At 60.8% G+C, this 19,931-nt stretch carries 18 protein-coding genes; 11 read left to right on the top strand and 7 right to left on the bottom strand.

Going from position 1 to position 19,931, the window contains the following annotated elements:
- Positions 1-189: 189 nt before the first annotated feature.
- Positions 190-1,137 (bottom strand): DMT family transporter, encoded by a 948-nt coding sequence (locus N8H74_RS17770; RefSeq protein WP_262149166.1) that lies wholly within the window; start codon positions 1,135-1,137, stop codon positions 190-192.
- A gap of 109 nt (positions 1,138-1,246) precedes the next feature.
- Here N8H74_RS17770 and N8H74_RS17765 point away from each other — a divergent pair, with 109 nt between their 5' ends.
- On the top strand, positions 1,247-2,149 hold the full coding sequence (locus tag N8H74_RS17765; RefSeq protein ID WP_217834305.1) for a LysR substrate-binding domain-containing protein: 903 nt from the start codon (positions 1,247-1,249) through the stop codon (positions 2,147-2,149).
- A gap of 95 nt (positions 2,150-2,244) precedes the next feature.
- On the opposite strand, the gene N8H74_RS17760 is transcribed toward N8H74_RS17765, so the two are convergent.
- The gene (locus N8H74_RS17760) at positions 2,245-3,450 is read right to left on the bottom strand and encodes a diaminopropionate ammonia-lyase (protein ID WP_262149164.1); all 1,206 of its coding nucleotides are present in this window, start codon (positions 3,448-3,450) and stop codon (positions 2,245-2,247) included.
- Between the two features lie 74 nt (positions 3,451-3,524).
- Positions 3,525-4,766, bottom strand: coding sequence for a Zn-dependent hydrolase (locus N8H74_RS17755; protein WP_262149162.1), 1,242 nt, complete (start codon positions 4,764-4,766; stop codon positions 3,525-3,527).
- Between the two features lie 163 nt (positions 4,767-4,929).
- On the opposite strand from N8H74_RS17755, the gene N8H74_RS17750 reads away from it, so the two are divergent.
- Positions 4,930-5,412: an Lrp/AsnC family transcriptional regulator gene (locus tag N8H74_RS17750; protein WP_262149175.1), complete on the top strand. Its 483-nt coding sequence runs from the start codon at positions 4,930-4,932 to the stop codon at positions 5,410-5,412.
- Between the two features lie 110 nt (positions 5,413-5,522).
- Positions 5,523-7,649, top strand: coding sequence for a TonB-dependent siderophore receptor (locus N8H74_RS17745; RefSeq protein ID WP_262149160.1), 2,127 nt, complete (start codon positions 5,523-5,525; stop codon positions 7,647-7,649).
- An 85-nt stretch (positions 7,650-7,734) separates the two neighbouring features.
- Here N8H74_RS17745 and N8H74_RS17740 read toward each other — a convergent pair whose 3' ends face one another.
- Positions 7,735-8,661 carry a Gfo/Idh/MocA family oxidoreductase gene (locus N8H74_RS17740; RefSeq protein ID WP_262149158.1) on the bottom strand — a complete coding sequence of 309 codons (927 nt, stop codon included), beginning with the start codon at positions 8,659-8,661 and terminating at the stop codon, positions 7,735-7,737.
- 380 nt (positions 8,662-9,041) lie between these two features.
- Between N8H74_RS17740 and N8H74_RS17735 the strand changes: the two genes are divergently transcribed.
- The 6 genes from N8H74_RS17735 to N8H74_RS17710 are packed head-to-tail and all read left to right on the top strand — an operon-like array spanning position 9,042 to position 15,214.
- Positions 9,042-9,722, top strand: a complete 681-nt coding sequence (locus N8H74_RS17735) for a class I SAM-dependent methyltransferase (protein WP_217834300.1) — start codon at positions 9,042-9,044, stop codon at positions 9,720-9,722.
- 33 nt (positions 9,723-9,755) lie between these two features.
- Positions 9,756-11,297, top strand: coding sequence for a class I adenylate-forming enzyme family protein (locus N8H74_RS17730; protein WP_262149156.1), 1,542 nt, complete (start codon positions 9,756-9,758; stop codon positions 11,295-11,297).
- 16 nt (positions 11,298-11,313) lie between these two features.
- Complete coding sequence (locus N8H74_RS17725; RefSeq protein WP_262149154.1) at positions 11,314-12,345, top strand: class I SAM-dependent methyltransferase; 1,032 nt, start codon at positions 11,314-11,316, stop codon at positions 12,343-12,345.
- Entirely contained in the window at positions 12,338-13,519 is a 1,182-nt protein-coding gene (locus N8H74_RS17720) for a hypothetical protein (RefSeq protein WP_262149152.1), read from the top strand. The genes N8H74_RS17725 and N8H74_RS17720 overlap by 8 nt, the downstream gene beginning before the upstream one ends.
- Before the next feature lie 38 nt (positions 13,520-13,557).
- On the top strand, positions 13,558-13,944 hold the full coding sequence (locus N8H74_RS17715) for an ectoine synthase (RefSeq protein ID WP_217834296.1): 387 nt from the start codon (positions 13,558-13,560) through the stop codon (positions 13,942-13,944).
- 43 nt (positions 13,945-13,987) lie between these two features.
- Complete coding sequence (locus tag N8H74_RS17710) at positions 13,988-15,214, top strand: MFS transporter (protein ID WP_217834295.1); 1,227 nt, start codon at positions 13,988-13,990, stop codon at positions 15,212-15,214.
- A 1-nt stretch (position 15,215) separates the two neighbouring features.
- On the opposite strand, the gene N8H74_RS17705 is transcribed toward N8H74_RS17710, so the two are convergent.
- Together N8H74_RS17705 and N8H74_RS17700 are read right to left on the bottom strand one after the other, a co-directional pair.
- Positions 15,216-16,190, bottom strand: coding sequence for an alpha/beta hydrolase (locus N8H74_RS17705; RefSeq protein ID WP_262149149.1), 975 nt, complete (start codon positions 16,188-16,190; stop codon positions 15,216-15,218).
- Positions 16,187-16,630: a TspO/MBR family protein gene (locus N8H74_RS17700; RefSeq protein WP_217834309.1), complete on the bottom strand. Its 444-nt coding sequence runs from the start codon at positions 16,628-16,630 to the stop codon at positions 16,187-16,189. Before N8H74_RS17700 ends, N8H74_RS17705 begins: the two co-directional genes overlap by 4 nt.
- A 232-nt stretch (positions 16,631-16,862) precedes the next feature.
- Here N8H74_RS17700 and N8H74_RS17695 point away from each other — a divergent pair, with 232 nt between their 5' ends.
- Entirely contained in the window at positions 16,863-17,696 is an 834-nt protein-coding gene (locus tag N8H74_RS17695) for an oxidoreductase (RefSeq protein ID WP_262149147.1), read from the top strand.
- Between the two features lie 22 nt (positions 17,697-17,718).
- On the top strand, positions 17,719-18,657 hold the full coding sequence (locus tag N8H74_RS17690; RefSeq protein ID WP_262149145.1) for an AraC family transcriptional regulator: 939 nt from the start codon (positions 17,719-17,721) through the stop codon (positions 18,655-18,657).
- A gap of 17 nt (positions 18,658-18,674) precedes the next feature.
- Here N8H74_RS17690 and N8H74_RS17685 read toward each other — a convergent pair whose 3' ends face one another.
- Positions 18,675-19,928, bottom strand: coding sequence for an arsenic transporter (locus N8H74_RS17685; protein WP_217834291.1), 1,254 nt, complete (start codon positions 19,926-19,928; stop codon positions 18,675-18,677).
- Between the last annotated feature and the right edge of the window lie 3 nt (positions 19,929-19,931).

The following is a 19,931-nucleotide window of genomic DNA, read 5'->3' as shown; positions in this document are numbered from 1 at the left end:
CCGTTTCGACTGCGCCGGAAGTGGGGCGAATTATAGACCTCCTGAATCTGCCGTCAACCGTTAATTTCACTTTTATTTCAACAGGTTGCAGAAAGGCTGAACCCTGGCGCTTCTATATATAGAAGCATGTGCGCGCCCCGCCCAACGCCAACGAGACTCTAACGACACGCCCTATACCCGCTAACCACTTCATCCTGCCAATTGCCGCCGCACCTGTGCAGCACGCCTTGCCTGCGCGTCCAATGTCCAGGCGACACCTCCCAACACCAGCAAAATACCGACCGCCTCATTGGCGCTGGGTAAAGCCCTCGCGATGATGTAGCTATAAAGCAACGCGCATAGCGTTTCGAAGACGATCATCTGCCCGCTGATCGCGATCGGGAGGCGCTGCGCCGCGGAGTTCCACAGACCATTGGCCATCCACGATCCCCCTATGGCCAGGAACAGGATCGTCAGAGCAAACACCGATAGACGTTCACCACTTAAACCGGTGGGTAAAAGTTGCGGCTGGAAAATGCACACCGCCAGCGTAATGAAAAGCGCAACCGCCCCCGTCACCATGCCCTGCAACGTCGACCACTCACTCGGACTGAAGCGCAGCGTTTTCATTTGCCGGGCATTGCGCAACGCGAACCATGACCAGGAAAGCACGCCCAGCAGCGCCAGTAATGCGCCGAACGCTTTATCACCATTGCCCTGACCGTTGACGATTTGCATGATCGCGGGAAGGTTGATCCATGCGATCCCGGCACAGATAAAAGCCATGGAAATGAGCATCGAGCCGGATTGACCATCGCTTGATCGCCGCCCCATGAGCATGATTGCCACAGGGATCAAGCCATTGATCAATGATGCGATGGCGACTCCCGCAAACTGGACCGCCGCGCTCAGAAGGATGAAGTACACGACGTTTCCCGTCAGCGCCAGCTCAAGCAAAAGCAGTACGTCGCGCCGATTCAATCGCGCCAGGAGTTGCCTGGCTCGTGGCAACGCAAGAGCAGCAGCGAACAGTCCGTACAACAAAAACCGCGCACAACTGATGACCACCGGATGAACATCGGGAATCAGCGACGGAATGACGATTACCGCGCCCCATATTGCGCCAGCCATTCCGGCATGGACTATTGCTCTGCGCATCGTGATTCACCTCTGAAGAATTCCCCAATGCTAGTGTCAACAGGCGGACGACTCTAACGAAAACGGCGCATACTGCCATTCCCTTACGGCATACCTCACGAGTATCGAAATGGTTGGACGTTTTCGGCACATGCCGCCGCTCGACACACTTGTCGCCTTCGAGTCCGTGGCTCGTCTGGAGAGTTTCACCCGCGCGGCGGACGAGCTTTGCGTCACGCAAAGCGCGGTCAGCAAGCAGATCCGGACACTTGAACAGACGTTGGAGGTTGAACTGTTCACCCGCCAGGCACGCGGCGTGAAGCTCACCACCTCAGGCCGGCTCTACCACGACGAAGTGCTGCCGGCCCTGCATCGCATCCATGCGGCGGGACAACGGGTCCGCACGACCCGCGCAGCGAATACGGTCACCGTTCTGGCGACACATGCCGTGTCGCAGTTCTGGTTGTTTCCGCGACTGCTCGGGTTCAGCGCGATCCATCCTGAAATCACCGTCAACGTCAACGCCACCAATGACATCCTGCCGTTCATGGTGCCGGACTGCGACGTCGCGATCCTCTACGGAAAGGGTGACTGGCCGAACCTTGCCGCAACCCCGTTCATTCCCGAAGTGGTTTACCCGGTTGCTCGCCCCGGCACCCCGGGAGCCGATGCCTCAACGCTGCAAGCACTGGCGGACCTGCCGCTCATTCAGTTGTCATCGGCATGGGATTGCATGGAGTGGAAGGATTGGTTCGCCCACTTCGATCACGTCTACCAATCGCCCAAGTCTGCCCCGACGTTCAACCAGCTTACGCTGACTTACGCGGCGACGCTCCAGGGGGCCGGTATCAGCCTGGCCTGGGACTTCATGGCCGCGGATGCGGTAAGAAAAGGTGAACTGGTACGGGTTACCGGGTTTGCGGCGGACACCGGGTTCGCCGAGTTCGTCGTTCATGACGCAAGCCGCCCGCTCTCCGAGGCTGCGCAGACATTCAAGGAGTGGCTGCTGCAACAAGGCACAGCACCCGGATAACGATGCGGCCATCCGGGTTGAATCCGGACAGCCGCATTCCTGCCTGACGCTAGCCTTGGCTCAGCGAATGGGCGGCAGGGACGGCGCGCACTCGCTCAACGCTTCAAAACCCAGGCGGCTTGCCGGGCCAGAACCGCCGTAGCGGACTCCCCCACCAACTCGGCATACACCCCCGGAGCCGTTGCGCCTTCGGTGCTGATAATCAGCACCCGCGAGTTCGCGTCGAGACCGACGTCCGCCGCGCGCCCGTCCCTGACCAAACGTACCAGACCCGCCAGGCCGGCCACGCCGGACTCACCGGCAACCAATGGAATATCACGCTCGCTGCCAGCCGCCAGACGACACATGGCGGCCACCGCTTCGCCATCGCTGATCGTCATGAAGAAGTCCACGCACGGTTCAAGAAAGCGCCAGGCCAGCGCAGACGTCTCGCCACAGGCCAGCCCGGCCATCACCGAGTCCACCGAACCGGTCGCGCTCGACGCCTTGCCGGCCAGGGCGCTCTGGAACAGGCAATCGGCCTGCTGCGGCTCAACCATGACAAAGATAGGGCGCTCCTTGCCGTCATGCTCCCAGAAGTAACTGGAAACGCCCGCCGCCAGACCACCGACCCCGCCCTGTAAAAAGACATGAGTGAAAACCGGTGCCGCCGCTTCGATGATTTCCGCCGCCAGGGTGCCGTAACCCTGCATGACATCCCGGGGAATCACTTCGTAGCCCTCATAGGACGTGTCCGAGACAACAATCCAGTCGTTGCGCATCGCCAGCGCAGCCGCCTCGGCTACCGATTCGTCGTAGTTGCCCTCGATCCGGATGATCTGCGCGCCATAGGCGGCAATCGCCTCTTCGCGCTCGACGCTGACATGGGCATGAATCACGATGACACAACGGCAACCGATACTCTGCGCGGCCGCCGCCAACCCTTTGCCGTGATTGCCGTCAGTGGCGCTGATGACCGTGAAGTCCGCCAGCGCAGCAGCATACTTGCCATCCAGCAACCCGCGTGGGTCGAAACACTGTTCAGGGAACGTCCTCAGGATCAAACGCACCAGCGCAACAGGCGCGCCCAACGCCTTGAAGCTGCCGAGTTCGGAACGTACGGATTCATCTTTGACCAGAAACTGCGCAACGCCGAGTTCATGCGCCAGATCGGGCAACGAATGGAGCGGCGTTGCACCGGCATTCAAACGTGCCCAGCGGGACAACCACTGACGGCTCTCCCCTGCCTTTTCGATGTTCATGACCGACTTCAACGAATCCGGGTACGGCTGGCGGGTCGCTTTGGGGTTTGCGATCAACATGGGCAACTCCTTTCAAACAGGCATCAGGACGCCGTTGCCGCTGAATGGCAGCGGGCAGGCATGAAAATTCGGACTCAACGGGCGTTCAGGCGGCGACTGACAACTTCGAGCAATACCTGAGCGCCCTGAATCAATTGATCGTCGTCGGTGTGTTCGCGCGGGTTGTGGCTGATGCCGCCACGGCTGGGCACGAAGATCATCGCGGCGGGCGCAATGCGGGCGATCATCTGCGCATCATGGCCGGCCCCGGAGGTCATCCGCCGACTGGAGAAACCCAGGCGCTTGGCCGAGGCTTCGATTTCATTCGCCAGCCCGGCGTCGAACATCACCGGCTGAAAGCGCACCAGGCGCTCGGTGGTAATGCTCACCCCTTCGCGCTCCGCGATGTCGTCCAGGTATTGGCTCAAGCGACGTTCAGCGTTGACCAACCGGCCTTCATCCGGGTCACGCAGGTCGACCGTGAACGTTGCCTTGCGTGGAATGACGTTGATCACATCCGGCTCGAACTTCATGCAGCCCACGGTGGCGAGCGTCGAACCGGCATCCTCGGCAATCGCCCGCAGTTCAGCGACAATCGAGCAGGCCACGAATCCCGCGTCGTGGCGCAGACGAGTCGGCGTCGTACCGGCGTGGTTGGCATTGCCTTTGACTTCGACTTGCTGCCAGGAAATGCCTTGCAGATTCTCGACCACGCCAATCAAGGTGTTCTCGGCCTCGAGGATCGGCCCCTGCTCGATATGCAGTTCGATGTACTCATGGGGCACGATGGCGCCCGGCTCCAGTGTGCCGGCGTAACCGATGCGCTCCAACTCATCCCCCAGGCGGGTGCCATCGGTGCCAAGGGTGTCCAGCGCTGCGTCCACCGACATACCACCGGCGTACACCAACGAGCCCATCATGTCCGGCTGATAGCGCACGCCCTCTTCATTAGTGAAGGCGCCGACGGTGATCGATCGCTGAGGAACCACACCCGCCTCACGAAATGCACGAATGACCGCCAACCCCGCCAATACGCCATAGCAGCCATCGAGCGCACCAGCATTGGTGACGGTGTCGATGTGCGATCCCATCATGAGCGGGCGTGAAGGGTTCGCCCCACGCAACGTACCGAAGATGTTGCCGATGCGATCAACCTGTACCTCCAGGCCCAACGCGTGCATCCAGTCGACGAGCAGATCGCGGCCCGCCTTTTCGGCGTCGGAAAGCGCGATTCGCGTCCGCCCGCCATGCTCGGCATCCACCCCAAGCTGCCCGAGCGCCCGAATCTGTTCCAGCAGCAGCGGGCCGTTCAACTGCAGTGCATCATTCGCGTCCATCTGAATCTCCTGTGGCAAGCGAAACAGGGTTTCGCCCACCCTCTATTCAACCTGGGGAAATTCTATTAGCTCACAACGCAGGAAAATCTTGATTTACGGCCCGTTTGTGAATTCTTATTGCGCCGAAGCGGCGTTTGACGCCAAACGATTACGGATGAGCAACATGAACCTCGATCACTTTGACCTGGCCCTGCTGGACGCCGTACAGCGCGACGCCAGCACCTCGCAGATCGACCTTGGTGAAAAGGTCAACCTGTCCTCGGCGGCGGTGAACCGGCGACTGAAAAAAATGACCGCCGAAGGCGTCATCCAGGGCACCGTCGCATGCATCAACGCCGAGGCACTCGGCTACACGCTGACGGTGATTACCGAAGTCGAAGTCGAGACCGAACGCCTCGACTTGCTGGATGAGATGAAGCGAACGTTCCTCGCCTGCCCTCAGGTTCAGCAGTGTTACTACGTGGCGGGGGAATGCGATTTCGTGTTGATCATGCTCGTGCAGAACATGGCTCAATACACGCAGATCACCCGCGAGTTGTTTTTCCAGAACAACAACGTCAAGCGCTTCAAAACCCTGGTCTCGATGAGCGACATCAAGACCGGGAATCACGTTCCGGTCCTCGAACCGGCGCCTGCAAAGGCCTGACGGCAAGGAAACCCACAAATAAATACGGTATACCGTACACCTGCTATCGCGAAAGAGAATGATTGTCAGTAAGATGCCGATCCCCCCGCTTTCTCGATAGGATTTTCATCGTGCGTCTCACGCTTGCTTCATTGTGTGTTCTGAATGCCGCTCTGCCATCCGCCTGGGCTGATTCCGTTACCCGCCCGTCACCGGACTCAATCGAACTTCCCTCAATGAGCATCAGTGCCGGCGAAATCGAAAACGCAGACGGCCCAGTTATCGGTTACAAGGCGTCACGATCAAAAAGCGCGACACGTACCGACACCGCCCTGCATGAAACACCGCAATCGGTGAGCGTTGTGCCGAAGGATGTACTTGAGGACACCGGCTCGACCCGCTTACAGGACGCCCTGGATTACGCAGGCGGAATTGGCCGGGCGAACAACTTCGGCGGTCAGGGCCTGACCACATTCACCGTGCGAGGCTTTACCACCGGCGAGTTCTATCGCAACGGTTTCCCCATCAACCGTGGCTATCCGAATGCGCCAGACGCGAACACCGTAGAACGCCTGGAAGTGCTGCGTGGTCCCTCCACCGCCCTTTACGGACGCGGCGATCCCGGTGGCACTTTCAACGTTGTCAGCAAGCAACCGCTGAATGAGCGCAAAGTCACGCTGGGCAGCCAGTTCGATGATCAGGGCATGCATCGCGCAACGCTGGATGCTTCCGGCCCACTCGATGAGGACGGCAAACTCGCTTATCGCTTGAACATTCTGGGCGAAGGCGGCGACAGCTTCCGGGACGATGTCGACAGCGAGCGCTATGACGTGGCACCGGTCTTGAGCTGGCAGCTTTCAGACACCACGAAGATCGTTTTCGAAGGTGACTTCATGCGCAACAATCACCCTCTGGATCGCGGCCTCACCCGCCTGCCCAATCAGGCCGGCAGCGCTTCACGTGATACCAACATCTGGGAAAAAGGCAGCGACAATCTGCTGCACAACGACAACAACATGGCCCAGATCCGTTTCGAGCACCTGCTCAACGACAACTGGACACTGGGTGGGGGCATGCAAGTACTGGATGGCAGCCTCAAAGGCAACGCGGTTGAAGCCAACGGACTGCAGGCCGACGGGCAAACCCTGGGACGAAACTTCAATTACCGCAAGCTGGAATGGACCGACAAGGACTACCAGTTGAACCTGACCGGCCATTTCGATACCGGTGGACTCGCGCATACCCTGCTCACCGGCGTCGAGTACGAAGACTACGACTACAAGTCCATCATCCGGCGCTCGGCCGCAGGTGTCGGCGCCTATCCGATCAATATTTTCAATCCGACACTGGGCCAGGCCCGGCCGGCGTTGACGCGTACCACGACCCACGACAAGGAAAACCTCAAGACGTGGGCAGCATTCGTACAGGATCAGGTGGCGCTGACCGATCGCCTGTCTGCACTGGCCGGGGTGCGTTTCGAACGGTTCGAGCATCAGTACGATAACTACCTGCCGGGCACAAAAGGCTGGGAAGCGGCGGACAACTCAGTCACCCCTCGCTTCGGATTGATCTACGCCCTCACCGATACGCTCTCGGCTTATGCGAACACCGCCCGCTCCTTCAAACCCAACACCGGGGCCAGCCGAGACGGCGCCGGGTTCGATCCGGAAAAGGGCAAATCCTATGAACTGGGCCTCAAATGGGAATCGCTGGATGGTCAGTTGAGCCTGGACACGGCGATCTACCATATCGTCAAGGAAAACGTCCTGACCCGCGATCCGGTTGACCCGAATTACAGTGTCGCCGCCGGACAGGTTCGCAGCCGTGGCCTGGACATCAATGTTGCCGGCAACCTTACTCCTGAATGGCGGGTGATCGGCGGCTACGCCTATGTAGACGCAGAGGTCACCAAGGACAACTCGCTACCGACCGGCACACGTCTGGCCAATATCCCGCGTAACAGTTTCAGCCTGCTGAACACCTATGAGTTCCAGGACGGCATGGCCAAGGGACTGGGCCTGGGAGTAGGCGTCAAATACGTCGATGACCGCGCCGGCCAGACGGCTACGCAGACCTACAACATGGATCAATACAGCGTCGTCGACCTCTTGAGCTTTTATAAAGTGAACGAAAACGTGCGGCTCAATCTGGATTTGAAGAATATCTTCAACAAGGGCTACGACGAGGGTGCCTTCAATACCTACGTCTACCCTGGGGCGCTGAGAACCGTGCAGGCAGGGATCGCTTACACATTCTGATATTCGAGCCGGAACCGTGGCCGCCCTGCCAATGGCAGGACACCACGGATTCGAAATGCTCGTCGCCCGCGTCTGTGTATCCCGCTCAATCGTAAAACGGTTCGACCGACGTCCGACTGCCCACGAAGAAACTGTCGGCCACCAGGCGCAACGGTTGCAGATCCAGATCGCTGGCCTTGTCGGCGATCAGTTGCTGGAAATGCCGATACACCGCCGCGTACTCGCCCTCCTCCGCAACCGCCTGGCGCACACCGTCGATGCTCAACAGTGCGCCGCCGTTGTCCAGTCGCAGGCGGCCTTCGGCACAGCGGATCTCGATGCTCCAGAGTTCGTCATGGCCGTGGTCGAAATCGAACTCCGCGCGAACATCGAGCTGACGCGTGTCCGACATTCTGATGGACGCGGCGATAGGCGACTGACAGTTGCTCGGGACACGCAATTCGGCGGACTCAACGAACAGCGGCAGCGCCAGCAAATGGGTGGTGATCGACAAGGCATTGATGCCCGGATCGAAAACGCCCAGCCCGCCGGGCTGCCAGATCCATGCCTGACCGGGGTGCCATTTGCGCACGTCCTCTTTCCAGTCGATCTGAACACTCTGCAAGGTGCGAGTGGCAAGCCAGTCTCGAGCCGCTTCGATACCCGGCGCGTAGCGTGAGTGCCAGGCAAACAAGCCGCTGACGCCTTGCGCCTCGGCCTGACTGACCAATGCCATCGCCTCACCCAGGGTGGCGCACGGCGGCTTTTCCACCAGTACATGCTTGCCGGCGGCCAACGCCTGCTGCACCAGGGCGAACCGGCCCTGGGGCGGCGTGCAAAACGCAATCGCGTCGACGTGCGGGCCGTTTTCGAGCAGTTCGCTCAAAGACTGAAAATTCTCCACGCCGGCGCAGGGCTTGCCTTGGGTGGCGACCGCCACCAGTTGAAACGCGGGATTGGCGTTGATCGCGGGAACGTGCTGATCCTGGGCGATCTTGCCGTAACCCACCAGACCGAGACGGATCGGTAGCATCGATGACTCCTGTTTTTTGTCGTTATTGGAAACTGGAAACGCGGCACTTGCCGGATCTTACCCATGAATAACCGTCAGGGAAAATGTCACTGCACCGTGACAAAAATAACCCATATGCGCTTGTACTTCGCCTTGACAGGCAAAGCCGCGCGATGAAAACATCCGCTGCGTTATCGAGTCATTCACAACTTCCGATAACCATGGACACTCGTCAGAACAACAATGAAATGGAGTTTCATTATGTCTTGCTCTCGCCCGTTCCATTCCTGCCCCAAAATCTGGCTTTCCTATCTTCCACGCCATACCTGATTCATTGATCGCACGCTTTCACCCTGCGCGATTCCTTGTGTGCTCACGTCTATCGATGTCCGAGAACAACTATGAAAGTAGTGAACAGTTGCGTCCTGAAAGAATGGTATGACAGCGAATACAGCGCCTGCGACAACGGCACACTGTTCGGTGAACTTCGCGGTGAATTCAAACAGTTTCTCGACAGCCTGCCCGACGGTCCGGGCCAGGCTCTGGAGTTGGGTTGCGGCGATGGTCGCAACCTCACCGCCCTGGCGCGCAAGGGCTACAGCCTGAGCGGTGTCGACATGGTCGACAGCACCGTTCAGAGCCGCAAGCATAACCCGTGGCTGCGTGAGCTGAACTTTCAGCAGACCGACATCCTGAACTATGTCCCCGCCCATGAAAGTTATGACGTACTTGTCTGTTCCGAAGTCCTGCATTTCTTTACCCGCGAAGAACTCCTACAGGTCATTCCGAAAATCATCAGTGCGGTGAAACCAGGCGGTTATATATTTCTCGATCTTCTCTCCGACCTGACCCGTTATTTCCAGGAAAGTGGCGAGCCCTTTATCTGGGACAAGGAAGCCGGATTATCCATTCAGGAGAGCGAAGGTTTCTTCGATGCCTGGCTCGGCGACTTCGATATTTATTCGTTCAATAAATTCTTCGACAAACAGAGTTGGCCGCTGAGCAACTCAGACAACTTGCCGATTGATCCTTATACCTGGCAAGGCACTTATGTTTCGGTGTGTGCCAGAAAGCGCCAATAACTCCCCAACTTGTGCTTGAAAGGATCTTGAGCCATGCAACTGTTCCATCAGGTCATCGCCGATAACGCGAGAAAATACCCGACAAAATCGGCCATCGTTCTGGACGGGGTCGCGACCACGTATGAGCAATTGCAGCAACGCGCGGATGATTTCGCCGCCCTGCTGCCGACCCTGGGGGTCGCGCCAGGCGATCGCGTCGGCCTGTATGCGCCCATTTCTGTCGAACTGATCGGCGCCTACCTGGGTGTGCTGCAAGCCGGAGCAATCACCGCCGCCACCCACCACACCCTGAGTCGCGCCAAGCTGATTCATCAACTCAAACATTCCGGCGCACGGGTGTTGATCACCGACCGCACCGATGACCTGCCAGCGCTGATCGAGGCCGCCGGGCTGGAGTTGATCCTGCTCACCGTGCCCGTCCCCACGGCCACACCCCGGGTTATCCAGCTGGCCGACGCCCTTGCCGCGCACCGGGCACAACACGCCCCGGCCATTCCACCTCTCGACGCTGATCCCGAGCGCCCGACATCGATCTTCTATACCTCGGGTTCGACCTTCAATCCCAAGGGGGTGTTGGTCAATCACCGGATCATGCTGGCGGCTTCGAGCCGGGTCACCACCTATCTGCAGAACCGCCCGGACGACCGCATTCTCAGCTACTCGACGCTGGCCTCCGACTATGGTGTCTACAACGTGATGATGCCGCTGTTCGCTGGCGCCACCAGCGTCATCGAGAGCCGGCCCGCCAGCAGCGCGGAGGATGTCCTCGCGGTGGTCGAGCGTGAAGCGGTCACCGCCATGCATGTGTTCCCCCCGGTGTTTTTCCTGCTGGCCGACACCGGCCCGCAATGGCAGGCACGGATTCCCGGCCTGCGCTATATATCCAGCAGCGGTCAGGCCTTGCACACCCGGCATATCCAGCGGATCCGCCAGGCGCTGCCGCAGGTGCAGATTTTCTCCAACTATGGGCTCACCGAATGCAAGCGCGTCAGCTACCTGCCGCCCGAGGAAATCGACCAGCGTCCGACCTCGGTGGGCAAGCCCCTGCCGGGCGTCAGTCTGTACTTGATCGACGAACAGGGCCGGGCCATCGACGAACCGGGTCAGGTCGGCGAACTGCTGGTGACCAGCGACTACCTGATGCTCAAGTACTGGAACATGCCCGAGGCCAATGCCAATGCCTTTATCCACGACGCATTCGGCCATTCCCGGCTGTACCGCACCGGTGACCTGTTCAAGCGTGACGCCGAGGGCTACCTCTACTACGTAGCCCGCAAGGACGACGTGTTCGCGCGCAATATCTGGAACGTCAACCCCCGGGAAATCGAGCAGTGCCTGGCCGCGCACCCGGCGGTCGCGCAGGTGCTGGTGGTGCCGGTGCCCGATGAGTCGGCCGGCCACGTCCCCAAGGCCTGCATCGTGCTCGATACCGAGCATCGCCAGACCAGCGAAGAGGCCTTGCTCGACTACTGCAAGGCCCGCCTGGACTGGCACATGGTGCCGGCCCACTGCGTATTTCTCGAGGCCTTGCCGAAAACCGACTCGGGCAAGTTCACCGCCAAAGGACTGATCTGACAGCAGGAGCTATCTCATGAATACTTGCCCGCCGCCAATGGACGAGGCCAGCCTCGACCGGGACCTGCAACAAAGCGCCATGCTCAAACTGGCCGAGCATTTCCACAGCCTGGCCACGGGCGCCAGCCAGGTGCCCTTGCAGTCATTGCACAGCCACTTGAGATCGCAGATCGACGACCCGCACGTCCTCGACTACCACGATCGCCTGATCGCCGGCGCGGGACCCTTGTTCTCGCATTTCCTGGCCAGTGTGCCGTACATCCTCGAAGAGCTGTCTCGCGTCGGTGTCGCCCTGACCCGCTTGGCCCAGGCCAGCCCACGGGAAGCCGGACAGACCTTCAGCCTGTTCGAAGTGGATGCCTTCGACGGCGCTAACGGCCGTGCGCTGGCCGGTCATTCCCAAGGCCTGATCCGCAGCTTGACCGCGTCGCCCAACCGGGCCAACCAGATACCTTTCGAGCAGCATGCCGACCCGGCCCTGTCGCGGTTTTATCCGCAGTCGTTCTTCAAAGTCAGTCCGGCCCTGCTGCAGACTCCCGAATACCAGAGCTTCAGCCAGGGCTTCGACTTCATCTATGAAATGGCCGCGTTCCAGTTCTACACCCGCGAACGTGATCGGCAAATCGCCCATATCCGGCAGTTTCTCAAGCCCGGCGGACTGGCGTTTTTCCTGGAAAAGCTCAACCACCCCGACCCGCAGGAATACCAGCGCCGCGAACAGATCAAGGACGAGGTGTTCAAGACCCGCTATTTCAGCGAGGAAGAAATCCGCTGGAAGCGTCAGCAGATGCTTGAACAGATGCAAAACGGTCAGGTCACCCTGGAAGAGCTGGTGAGTGCTCTGTCGGCGCGCTTCAAACATGTTCACCTGCTGTGGAGCAGCAGCAACTTCTGCGAGTTCGTTGCCTCGGACGATTCGCAACAGATCGAACGCTTTCTCGGTCTGCTCGGCCCGGTGGTGCAGCCCCCAGCGTTCTGTTTCGAAGGTGCGCGCATTGGCAGGCTGACGGTTTCCCATCCCCGCGTCGAGGAGCCGGGCCATGTCTGATTCCACCGAACCGGCGTTCCACCCTGCCGCCCTGCCCGCGTTCTGCCACCGCGCGATCCAGCATCTGCCGGCCTGGCGTGAACGAGCAGCAGCGGCGGAAAGAAACCGTCGTTTGAGCGCCAGCACGTTCAGCGAACTGTTTGCCGGCGACTGGCTGAACTTGCTGTCGCCACGCGCCCCGGCCACCCAGGGCGGGCATTGGCCAACCCTGGTGGACAGTGCGCGCATCGCCGCCAGAGCCTGTGCTTCCACCGGCTGGATGCTGGCTCTGGTGGGCGGCCACGGCTGCATCGCCCGACGCCTGCCCCCGAGCTGCCAGGATCAGCTCTACACCGCTGGGCCTCGGCAGTTGTTCGCCTCAGCCTCCAGCGGTAGCGACAGCCAGTTGTCGCTGGAGGCCGACGGTATACGGGTGAACGGTCGCTGGCGCTTCAGCTCGGGCATCGAGGACGCCACCTGGCTGATGCTCAACGCGCCGTGCCCCAACCACCCGCAGGCCAAAAACACCCCGCGCTTTCTGGTGCTGGTGGCCACACAGGAGTTGCAGAAGCTCGACAGTTGGGACAGCGTCGGCATGGCCGCCACCGGTTCCCATGACGTGCTCACCCAACAATTGCTGGTGCCCCACGAGCGCGTGTTTGCCCTGCACGAAACATTCGCCCAGCGCACGCCCGAATCCGCCAGCGACTACATCGACCATGTGCCCCTGGTGCCCTACCTCACCACTTCGATCATCGGCCCGCTGCTGGGTTGCGCCGAAGGCGCCCATGCCACGTATGTGGCGGCGCTCGCCGGCTCGGCCCTGCCCCATGATCCACGGATCGCCGAACTGGCCGCCCACTCGGCGGCGCAGTTGTACAGCGCCGGGTTGCTGTATGACTCGCTGGTTTCCCGGCTGCATGAGGCCGGCGTGCAGAACCGCGCCCTGGACGCCCGGCAACTGTTGCAGCTCAAACGCGACCGCGCCTATCTGGCACAGCAATGCGTGCAGGTGGTACGGCGCCTGGTGGAGCGCCTCGGCGCATCGTCACTGGTGGCCGCCAATCCGCTTCAGCGGCACTGGCGCGACCTCCAGGCCATGGCCGCGCACCGTGACGTGGCATGGAACGACGCGATGCTGGCCTGCGGCGAAACCCTCCTGCAATCCGCCCATGCCGGCATCGAACCGACCTGATCTCCCTTTTCACCACCGACTTTCCCAGAGAGGCTCATATGTTCATTCGCAATAAATCCGACGTCGAGAAAACCCCGTACTTTGTCGAATGGGGCGCCGGCACCAGCCATCGCCTGCTCACCGAACGCGACGCCATGGGTTTTACCCTGTGCCATACCGTGGTGCGTGCCGGCACCGAATCGCTGTTGCACTATCGCAATCATCTGGAGGCGTGTTATTGCATCGCCGGGGAAGGCGAAGTCGAAGACATGCAGGGCAATGTCTACCCGATCCGGCCGGGCGACGTGTATGTCCTCGACCAGCACGATCGCCATTACCTGCGCGGCGGCAAGGAGCAGGACCTGATCCTGGTCAGCGTGTTCAACCCGCCCCTGCGCGGCGACGAGCGCCATAATCTCAACGACCGCTCGGGCTCGGCCTATTGAAGTCGCGGCAGACCGCCACGCCGCCCATCACAGGAGTGTCATGATGCGTAAGGATTACCTGGCTTTTTTCATCTCGCTGTTTCTATCGCGGCTGGCGGATCAGATTCTGCTGTTCATCGTGCCACTGGTGGTGTTCCAGACCACCAACAGCGCCTCCTGGGCCGGGCTGGCGTTTTTCGTCGAGTCGCTGCCGCGCTTTCTTGCGTTTCCGGTGTGCGGGGCGCTGTGCGACAAGTTCTCGCCGATCAAGATCCTGCACATCAGTCAGGTCTACCGGGCACTACTCTGCGTGCTGGCGGTGGCGCTTTACGCGATCTTCGGCGGCATCGCCTGGCTGGTGGTGCTGTCAGCGCTGTGCGGGGTGCTGACCACCCAGGGCATCATGGCCCGCGAAGTATTGATGCCGCACATTTTCCAGCACTACAGCTACACCAAGACCCTGTCCTATTCACAGATTGCCGATCAGACCGGGCTGGTCCTCGGGCCGCTGGTGGCGGCGTTGCTGTTGGAGATTTCGGCCTGGCATTGGGTGGTGCTGTGGGTCGCCGGGCTGTTCCTGCTGGCCGACCTGAGCATGCGCGTCTGGCAACGTTTCAGCCGCATCACCCTGGAAGTGTTCGAGCAGCATCAGGACATCTGGCTGCAGCCCCTGCGCATCGCCTTCGGGCATATCCGCGATCTGGCGGAGCTGAAAAAGATCATCACCCTGGCCGTCGGGGTCAACCTGATCGTCGGCGTCACCCTGGCCACTTCGGCGGCCATGGTGCTCGGTCAATACAACGCCGGCAAAGATGACTACGCCGGGTTGCAGGCGGCGGGTGCGGTGACCACCATCGTGATCCTGTTTTTTCTCGCCCGGGTGGTGCTGCCGCTGCGGATACTGGGTGGCGTCGGCTACTCGATGATCGCCGCTGGCGCCTTCATCAGCGCCCTGAGCCCGAACCTGGCCGGTTATGTGCTGGGTTTCCTGCTGATCGTCGGCTTCGACAAGATGTTCAACGTCTACATGCGCAGCATCCGCCAACGGGTGATACCGCCCCGGGACTTCGGCAAGACCGTGGGCGTGATCACCTTGCTCAACAACCTGTCGCAACCTTTGGCCGGCCTGTTGGTGGCGTTGCTCGCCGCGCCGCTGGGCACGCAACAAGTGATCCTGATCCTCGCCGTGCTGACCACGCTGCTGGGCGCGGTGGCACTGTGGTGGTTCGCCAGATCAGGCAGCTCACTCGCGACTTCGGTTCTGGAGGCTGAGCGGGAGGCGGGTAATTGAATCAGCGAATCCGGGCCGTTATCCACTCCCGGCTGTAAGCAAGGACGCGATCTGCCAAGGCAACCGGAAAATGAATCAACCCATGCGCGGCATCCGGCAAGAGGTGTGCTTCGACCTGAGCCGAACGCCCCCACCGTTCAGCCAGTTCGAGCGTGTCGTCTCGTAGCGGGTCCAGCTCACCGGCAAACATCAGCGCTGGCGGAAAGTTCGTAAAGTCACCATAGAGTGGTGACAACGGTGGCTGCCGGCGCTCCTCGTCACTCAAACCCGGTGTCAGCATCCGAAACGCTTCAACCATGCCGAGACCGTCCAGCAACAGCGTGTCAGGCCCTGCTTCGCGGACGCTCGTCGTTCCGGTCAAATCATAAACGCCGTAATACAGCAGCACCCCGTTCACGCGCTTGAGCAAACCGGGCCATTGTTTCAGCGCCAACAGGGTTGCCGCAGCGAGATGCCCACCCGCCGACTCACCGACGACGATCACAGGCAATCCCGCAAATTCGTTGGACTCGTCACCCAATAACCAGCGCGCAGCCGTAAGACAGTCTTGCATCAGCCCTTCAACCGGTGTCGATACCGCAAGCCGGTAATCGACTGACACCACCGCAACATCGCACGTATTCACCATGGCGATATTGAGCGGGTCATTCATCTGCGCATTCCCGATGACCCAGCCGCCATCATGAAAATCGAGCACAACGCCTTTTGCGCTTCCTTTTGGCCTTATGATCCGAACGGACACCGTAGCGCCGTCCACGCCGATTACCTTTTGTTCCGCCTCAAGTCCATGCTCACGCACTTTGCGCGCACCGCCGATTTGGCTGATTTTCAGCAATCCCTGGATCACACGCGGTACGAGTCGATTACGAATACGCAAGCGCGGCAACCGGGAAAGCGTTTTGTTGAAGCGCCGCAGTTGCGCCAACTCATCCTCGCCGACCGGCCATGACGCGGGTTTCTCCCATCCGCAATTCATGTTCGATTACCGCGCAGAATGGAGAAATTCAACGCCGCTGCAACGCACAGCCACACCAGGTAAGGAAACAGGATCAGACCGGTCATCACGTCCAGCCGCAGTGCCAGCACCACCATTGCAGCGACGACCAGCCACAGCAGCGTGATGATGAGCATGCCGGCGAAGATACGGTGTGCGCCGAAAAATACCGGAGTCCACAGGGTATTCAGCGCAATTTGTGCGGCCCATAACGCCAGGACCGTTTCGCTCCCCGGTATCAGGGTCAAGCGATAGCCGGCCCAGGCGAGCAGCAGGTAGATCGTCGTCCAGGCCACCGGAAACGCCCAGTTCGGTGGCGTGAAGCCGGGTTTTGTCAGGGACTCGTACCATGCGCCCGGTTTGAAAAACAGGCCGGTACTCGCTGCGGCGCCGCACGCGACGAGAAAAATAAAGAAGGTCATCGACTGTCCTTGGCTGATGCTGTCAGCTGTCCGGGTGGGTTTCAGGTTGGATGCCCGGAACCGTGGCAAAAGTTCACCTTTAATCCTCGCGAATGCAAGACTCGTCATCCGCTCGGGTTCACCAACCGGCTTGTCGCTGATAGGAATAGGCAAGGTTCAAAGACAATCCGACATAGGTACGCGTTTTCTCGATCGCTACCATGGCGTCACACCCAACCCGTTGGAGTTCGTCATGCACAGCAGCAAAACCCTGTTCATCACCGGCGTCAGCAGTGGCTTCGGTAACGCGCTGGCCAGGGAAGCCCTGGCGGCGGGCCACCGCGTTATCGGCACCGTGCGCAATGAAGCCGACTTGCAGGCCTTCCAGGCGTTGTCCCCGGATAACGCTTACGGGGTGATTCTGGATGTCACTGATTTTGACCGGATCGACAGCGTCGTCGCCTCGGTACAGGCGACTCACGGCCCGGTGGACGTGCTGGTCAACAACGCCGGCTACGGTCACGAAGGGATCTTCGAAGAGTCGTCGCTGGAAGAAATGCGCCGCCAGTTCGACGTCAATGTGTTCGGCGCGGTGGCGGTGATCAAGGCCTTCCTGCCGTGGTTTCGTCAGCGTCGTGCGGGGCATATCCTCAACATCACGTCCATGGGCGGCACGATCACGATGCCGGGAATCGCCTATTACTGCGGGAGCAAATTTGCTCTGGAGGGCATCTCCGATACGCTGAGCAAAGAGCTGCGCCCGTTCAATATCTTCGTGACCGCCGTGGCGCCGGGCTCGTTTCGCACCGACTGGGCCGGTCGTTCGATGCAGCGCACCGCGCGCAGCATTGCCGACTACGACGCCAGCTTCGACCCCGTCCGCAAGGCGCGTGAAGAGAAGAGCGGCAAACAGCTGGGTGATCCACAGAAGGCTGCGCAAGCGATGTTGCAGATCATCGCCAGCCCGACACCACCCGCTCACCTGCTATTGGGTAGCGATGCCCTGCAACTGGTGCGCGACAAGCTGAAACACGCGGCCGACGAGATCGATCAATGGGAAGCGCTGACTCGTTCCACCGATCATTGAGCGGTCCTCCGCAGGGGTATCAATGAACCAGACCGATCTGCTCACCGCGCGCATGGTGCAGCTCATGCACACCCTTGCGCCGGTCGAGGGCTACAACCTCAGCGCGCTGGAGGACGTGCGTTTCCTGCGCTCGAATCAGCCGCTGAGCCGCACGCCGGTGCTCTACGACCCCGGCATCGTGATCCTCTGCCAGGGACGCAAGCGCGGTTACCTGGGCGATGATGTCTATGTCTATGACGCCCAGCACTACCTGGTGGTGTCCGTGCCCATCCCCTTCACCATGGAAACCGACGCCAGTGAAGCCGAACCGATGCTCGCGATCTACATGCGCCTGGACTTTCAGCTCGCCAGCGAGTTGATGTTGCAGGTGGATGAAGTCCACGGCCCCAGCGACGCTCAGCCCAAGGGCATGTACGCCTCGCCGATGGACGATTCGCTGCGTGGCTCGACCTTGCGTTTTCTCGAGGCGATGAGCATTCCCGGCGAGGCGCAGATACTCGGGCGCTCACTGATGCGGGAAATCTACTACCGCATCCTGACCGGCGCGCAAGGTGGCTCCATGCGCGCCGCGCTCAATCGTCAGGGGCATTTCGGCAAGGTGAGCCGGGCCATCCGCAAGATCCACAGCTGCTATCAGCAGCGCCTGGACGTCGAACAGCTGGCCCAGGAAGCCAGCATGAGCGTACCGAATTTTCACCTGCACTTTCGCAGCGTGACGGATTCGTCACCCATGCAATATCTGAAATCGACGCGCCTGCATCAGGCGCGGCTGCTGATGCTGCGCCACACCATGAGCGCGTCGGCGGCGGCCTTCAGCGTGGGCTACGAAAGCGCTTCGCAATTCAGTCGCGAGTTCAAACGCTTCTTCGGCCGGACACCGCAGGCAGAAATCGAGTGGATGAAGGCGACCTATGCCTTGCCTGCGCCGAGCACGCCCTCGATCTATGTGTCTTCACACTGATCGCGGGCGGATCGGCCTCAGACATGCAGCAACGCCAACGCCCCGATCAATGCGGGCGGCATGACAAGCACACCCACCCGCAGAAAATCGAGGGCGCCGACGTGTTCGCCTTCGCGGCGGATCGCGACCAGCCAAAGCAGAGTCGCCAGCGAACCGGTAATCGACAGGTTCGGCCCCAGATCCACGCCAATCAGCAACGCCGCCGTGGTTGGCGCCGGCAGTTCGACGATGTGGCCGATGGAACCGGCAATCAGGCCGGTCGGCAAGTTGTTCATCAGATTGCCGGCGAGGGCTGAAATCAGTCCGGCACTCCAGCTCGCCTGCACCTCGGAGTGACGCGCCAGCTCAGCGAGTCCATGGGCGAGGCGGTCGATCAAACCGGTCTGCGCCACCGCTTCCACCAACACGAACAGCCCCGCCACCAACGGCAGCACACCCCAGGCCACACCCTTGAGCAACGGCAGCGGATTGCGCCGTTCAAACAAATGAATCAGCGCCGCCGTGGCGAGACCGGCGCAGAACGTCGGCAGACCCAGTTGCCAATCCAGCGCTGAAGCCGTCAACAACACGGCGCCCGTCAACGCGATACCCAGCGCACTCAGGCGTGCGGCGCTGGACAGCGGGCGCACGTCGATGACGGTCGCCAACGGCTGGCGAATCTGTTTGCGCTGGACCAGACGCAGCATCAGATAGGTCAGGCCGATGGCGGCCAGCGACGGCAAGGTGAATTGGCGCAGCCAGTCCAGCAGCGGCGGCATCTGGCTGCCGAACACCACCAGGTTGGCCGGGTTGGAAATCGGCAGCACGAAGCTCGCGGCATTGGCGATGAAGGCGCAGACAAACAGATAAGGCAGCGGCTCGGCCCGGGCCGCCTTGCACGCGGCGTACACCGCCGGCGTCAGCACCACCGCCGTGGCATCGTTGGAGAGGAACACCGTCACCAGCGTACCGACCAGAAACACCAGATCGAACATCCGCTGCCCGGAGCCTTTGGCATGCTGCACCGCGTACATCGCCAGCCAGTCGAACAGCCCTTCCCGGCGCGCCAGTTCCGCCAGCACCATCATGCCGATCAGAAACAGGTAAACGTCCGTTCCCTCGGCGACGGCCCCCAGCGCGGTGTGCGGCGAAATCAATCCGGACACCGTCAACAGCACGGCAGCGCTGACGGCCCAGACATACTCCGGCACCCGCCACGGGCGCAGGATCACCCCGCAGGTGGCGACGGCGGCCACGATCCAGATGAGCGAGGAAGGATCAAATACAGGCATGCG

The organism is Pseudomonas sp. B2M1-30, assembly GCF_025447575.1.
GTDB classification, from domain to species: Bacteria; Pseudomonadota; Gammaproteobacteria; order Pseudomonadales; family Pseudomonadaceae; genus Aquipseudomonas; species Aquipseudomonas botevensis.
Note: the sequence above shows the minus strand (reverse complement) of the source record. Positions and strands in the feature narration are given on the sequence as shown.

Excerpts from the sequence above, each read along its gene's own strand:
- N8H74_RS17725 (WP_262149154.1), top strand. The coding sequence starts at position 11,314 with ATGAATACTTGCCCGCCGCCAATGGACGAGGCCAGCCTCGACCGGGAC.
- N8H74_RS17700 (WP_217834309.1), bottom strand. The coding sequence starts at position 16,630 with ATGACCTTCTTTATTTTTCTCGTCGCGTGCGGCGCCGCAGCGAGTACC.
- N8H74_RS17740 (WP_262149158.1), bottom strand. The coding sequence starts at position 8,661 with ATGCTACCGATCCGTCTCGGTCTGGTGGGTTACGGCAAGATCGCCCAG.
- N8H74_RS17705 (WP_262149149.1), bottom strand. The coding sequence starts at position 16,190 with ATGAATTGCGGATGGGAGAAACCCGCGTCATGGCCGGTCGGCGAGGAT.
- N8H74_RS17735 (WP_217834300.1), top strand. The coding sequence starts at position 9,042 with ATGAAAGTAGTGAACAGTTGCGTCCTGAAAGAATGGTATGACAGCGAA.
- N8H74_RS17765 (WP_217834305.1), top strand. The coding sequence starts at position 1,247 with ATGGTTGGACGTTTTCGGCACATGCCGCCGCTCGACACACTTGTCGCC.
- N8H74_RS17720 (WP_262149152.1), top strand. The coding sequence starts at position 12,338 with ATGTCTGATTCCACCGAACCGGCGTTCCACCCTGCCGCCCTGCCCGCG.
- N8H74_RS17690 (WP_262149145.1), top strand. The coding sequence starts at position 17,719 with ATGAACCAGACCGATCTGCTCACCGCGCGCATGGTGCAGCTCATGCAC.
- N8H74_RS17685 (WP_217834291.1), bottom strand. The coding sequence starts at position 19,928 with ATGCCTGTATTTGATCCTTCCTCGCTCATCTGGATCGTGGCCGCCGTC.
- N8H74_RS17695 (WP_262149147.1), top strand. The coding sequence starts at position 16,863 with ATGCACAGCAGCAAAACCCTGTTCATCACCGGCGTCAGCAGTGGCTTC.
- N8H74_RS17760 (WP_262149164.1), bottom strand. The coding sequence starts at position 3,450 with ATGTTGATCGCAAACCCCAAAGCGACCCGCCAGCCGTACCCGGATTCG.
- N8H74_RS17730 (WP_262149156.1), top strand. The coding sequence starts at position 9,756 with ATGCAACTGTTCCATCAGGTCATCGCCGATAACGCGAGAAAATACCCG.
- N8H74_RS17755 (WP_262149162.1), bottom strand. The coding sequence starts at position 4,766 with ATGGACGCGAATGATGCACTGCAGTTGAACGGCCCGCTGCTGCTGGAA.
- N8H74_RS17710 (WP_217834295.1), top strand. The coding sequence starts at position 13,988 with ATGCGTAAGGATTACCTGGCTTTTTTCATCTCGCTGTTTCTATCGCGG.
- N8H74_RS17750 (WP_262149175.1), top strand. The coding sequence starts at position 4,930 with ATGAACCTCGATCACTTTGACCTGGCCCTGCTGGACGCCGTACAGCGC.
- N8H74_RS17715 (WP_217834296.1), top strand. The coding sequence starts at position 13,558 with ATGTTCATTCGCAATAAATCCGACGTCGAGAAAACCCCGTACTTTGTC.
- N8H74_RS17770 (WP_262149166.1), bottom strand. The coding sequence starts at position 1,137 with ATGCGCAGAGCAATAGTCCATGCCGGAATGGCTGGCGCAATATGGGGC.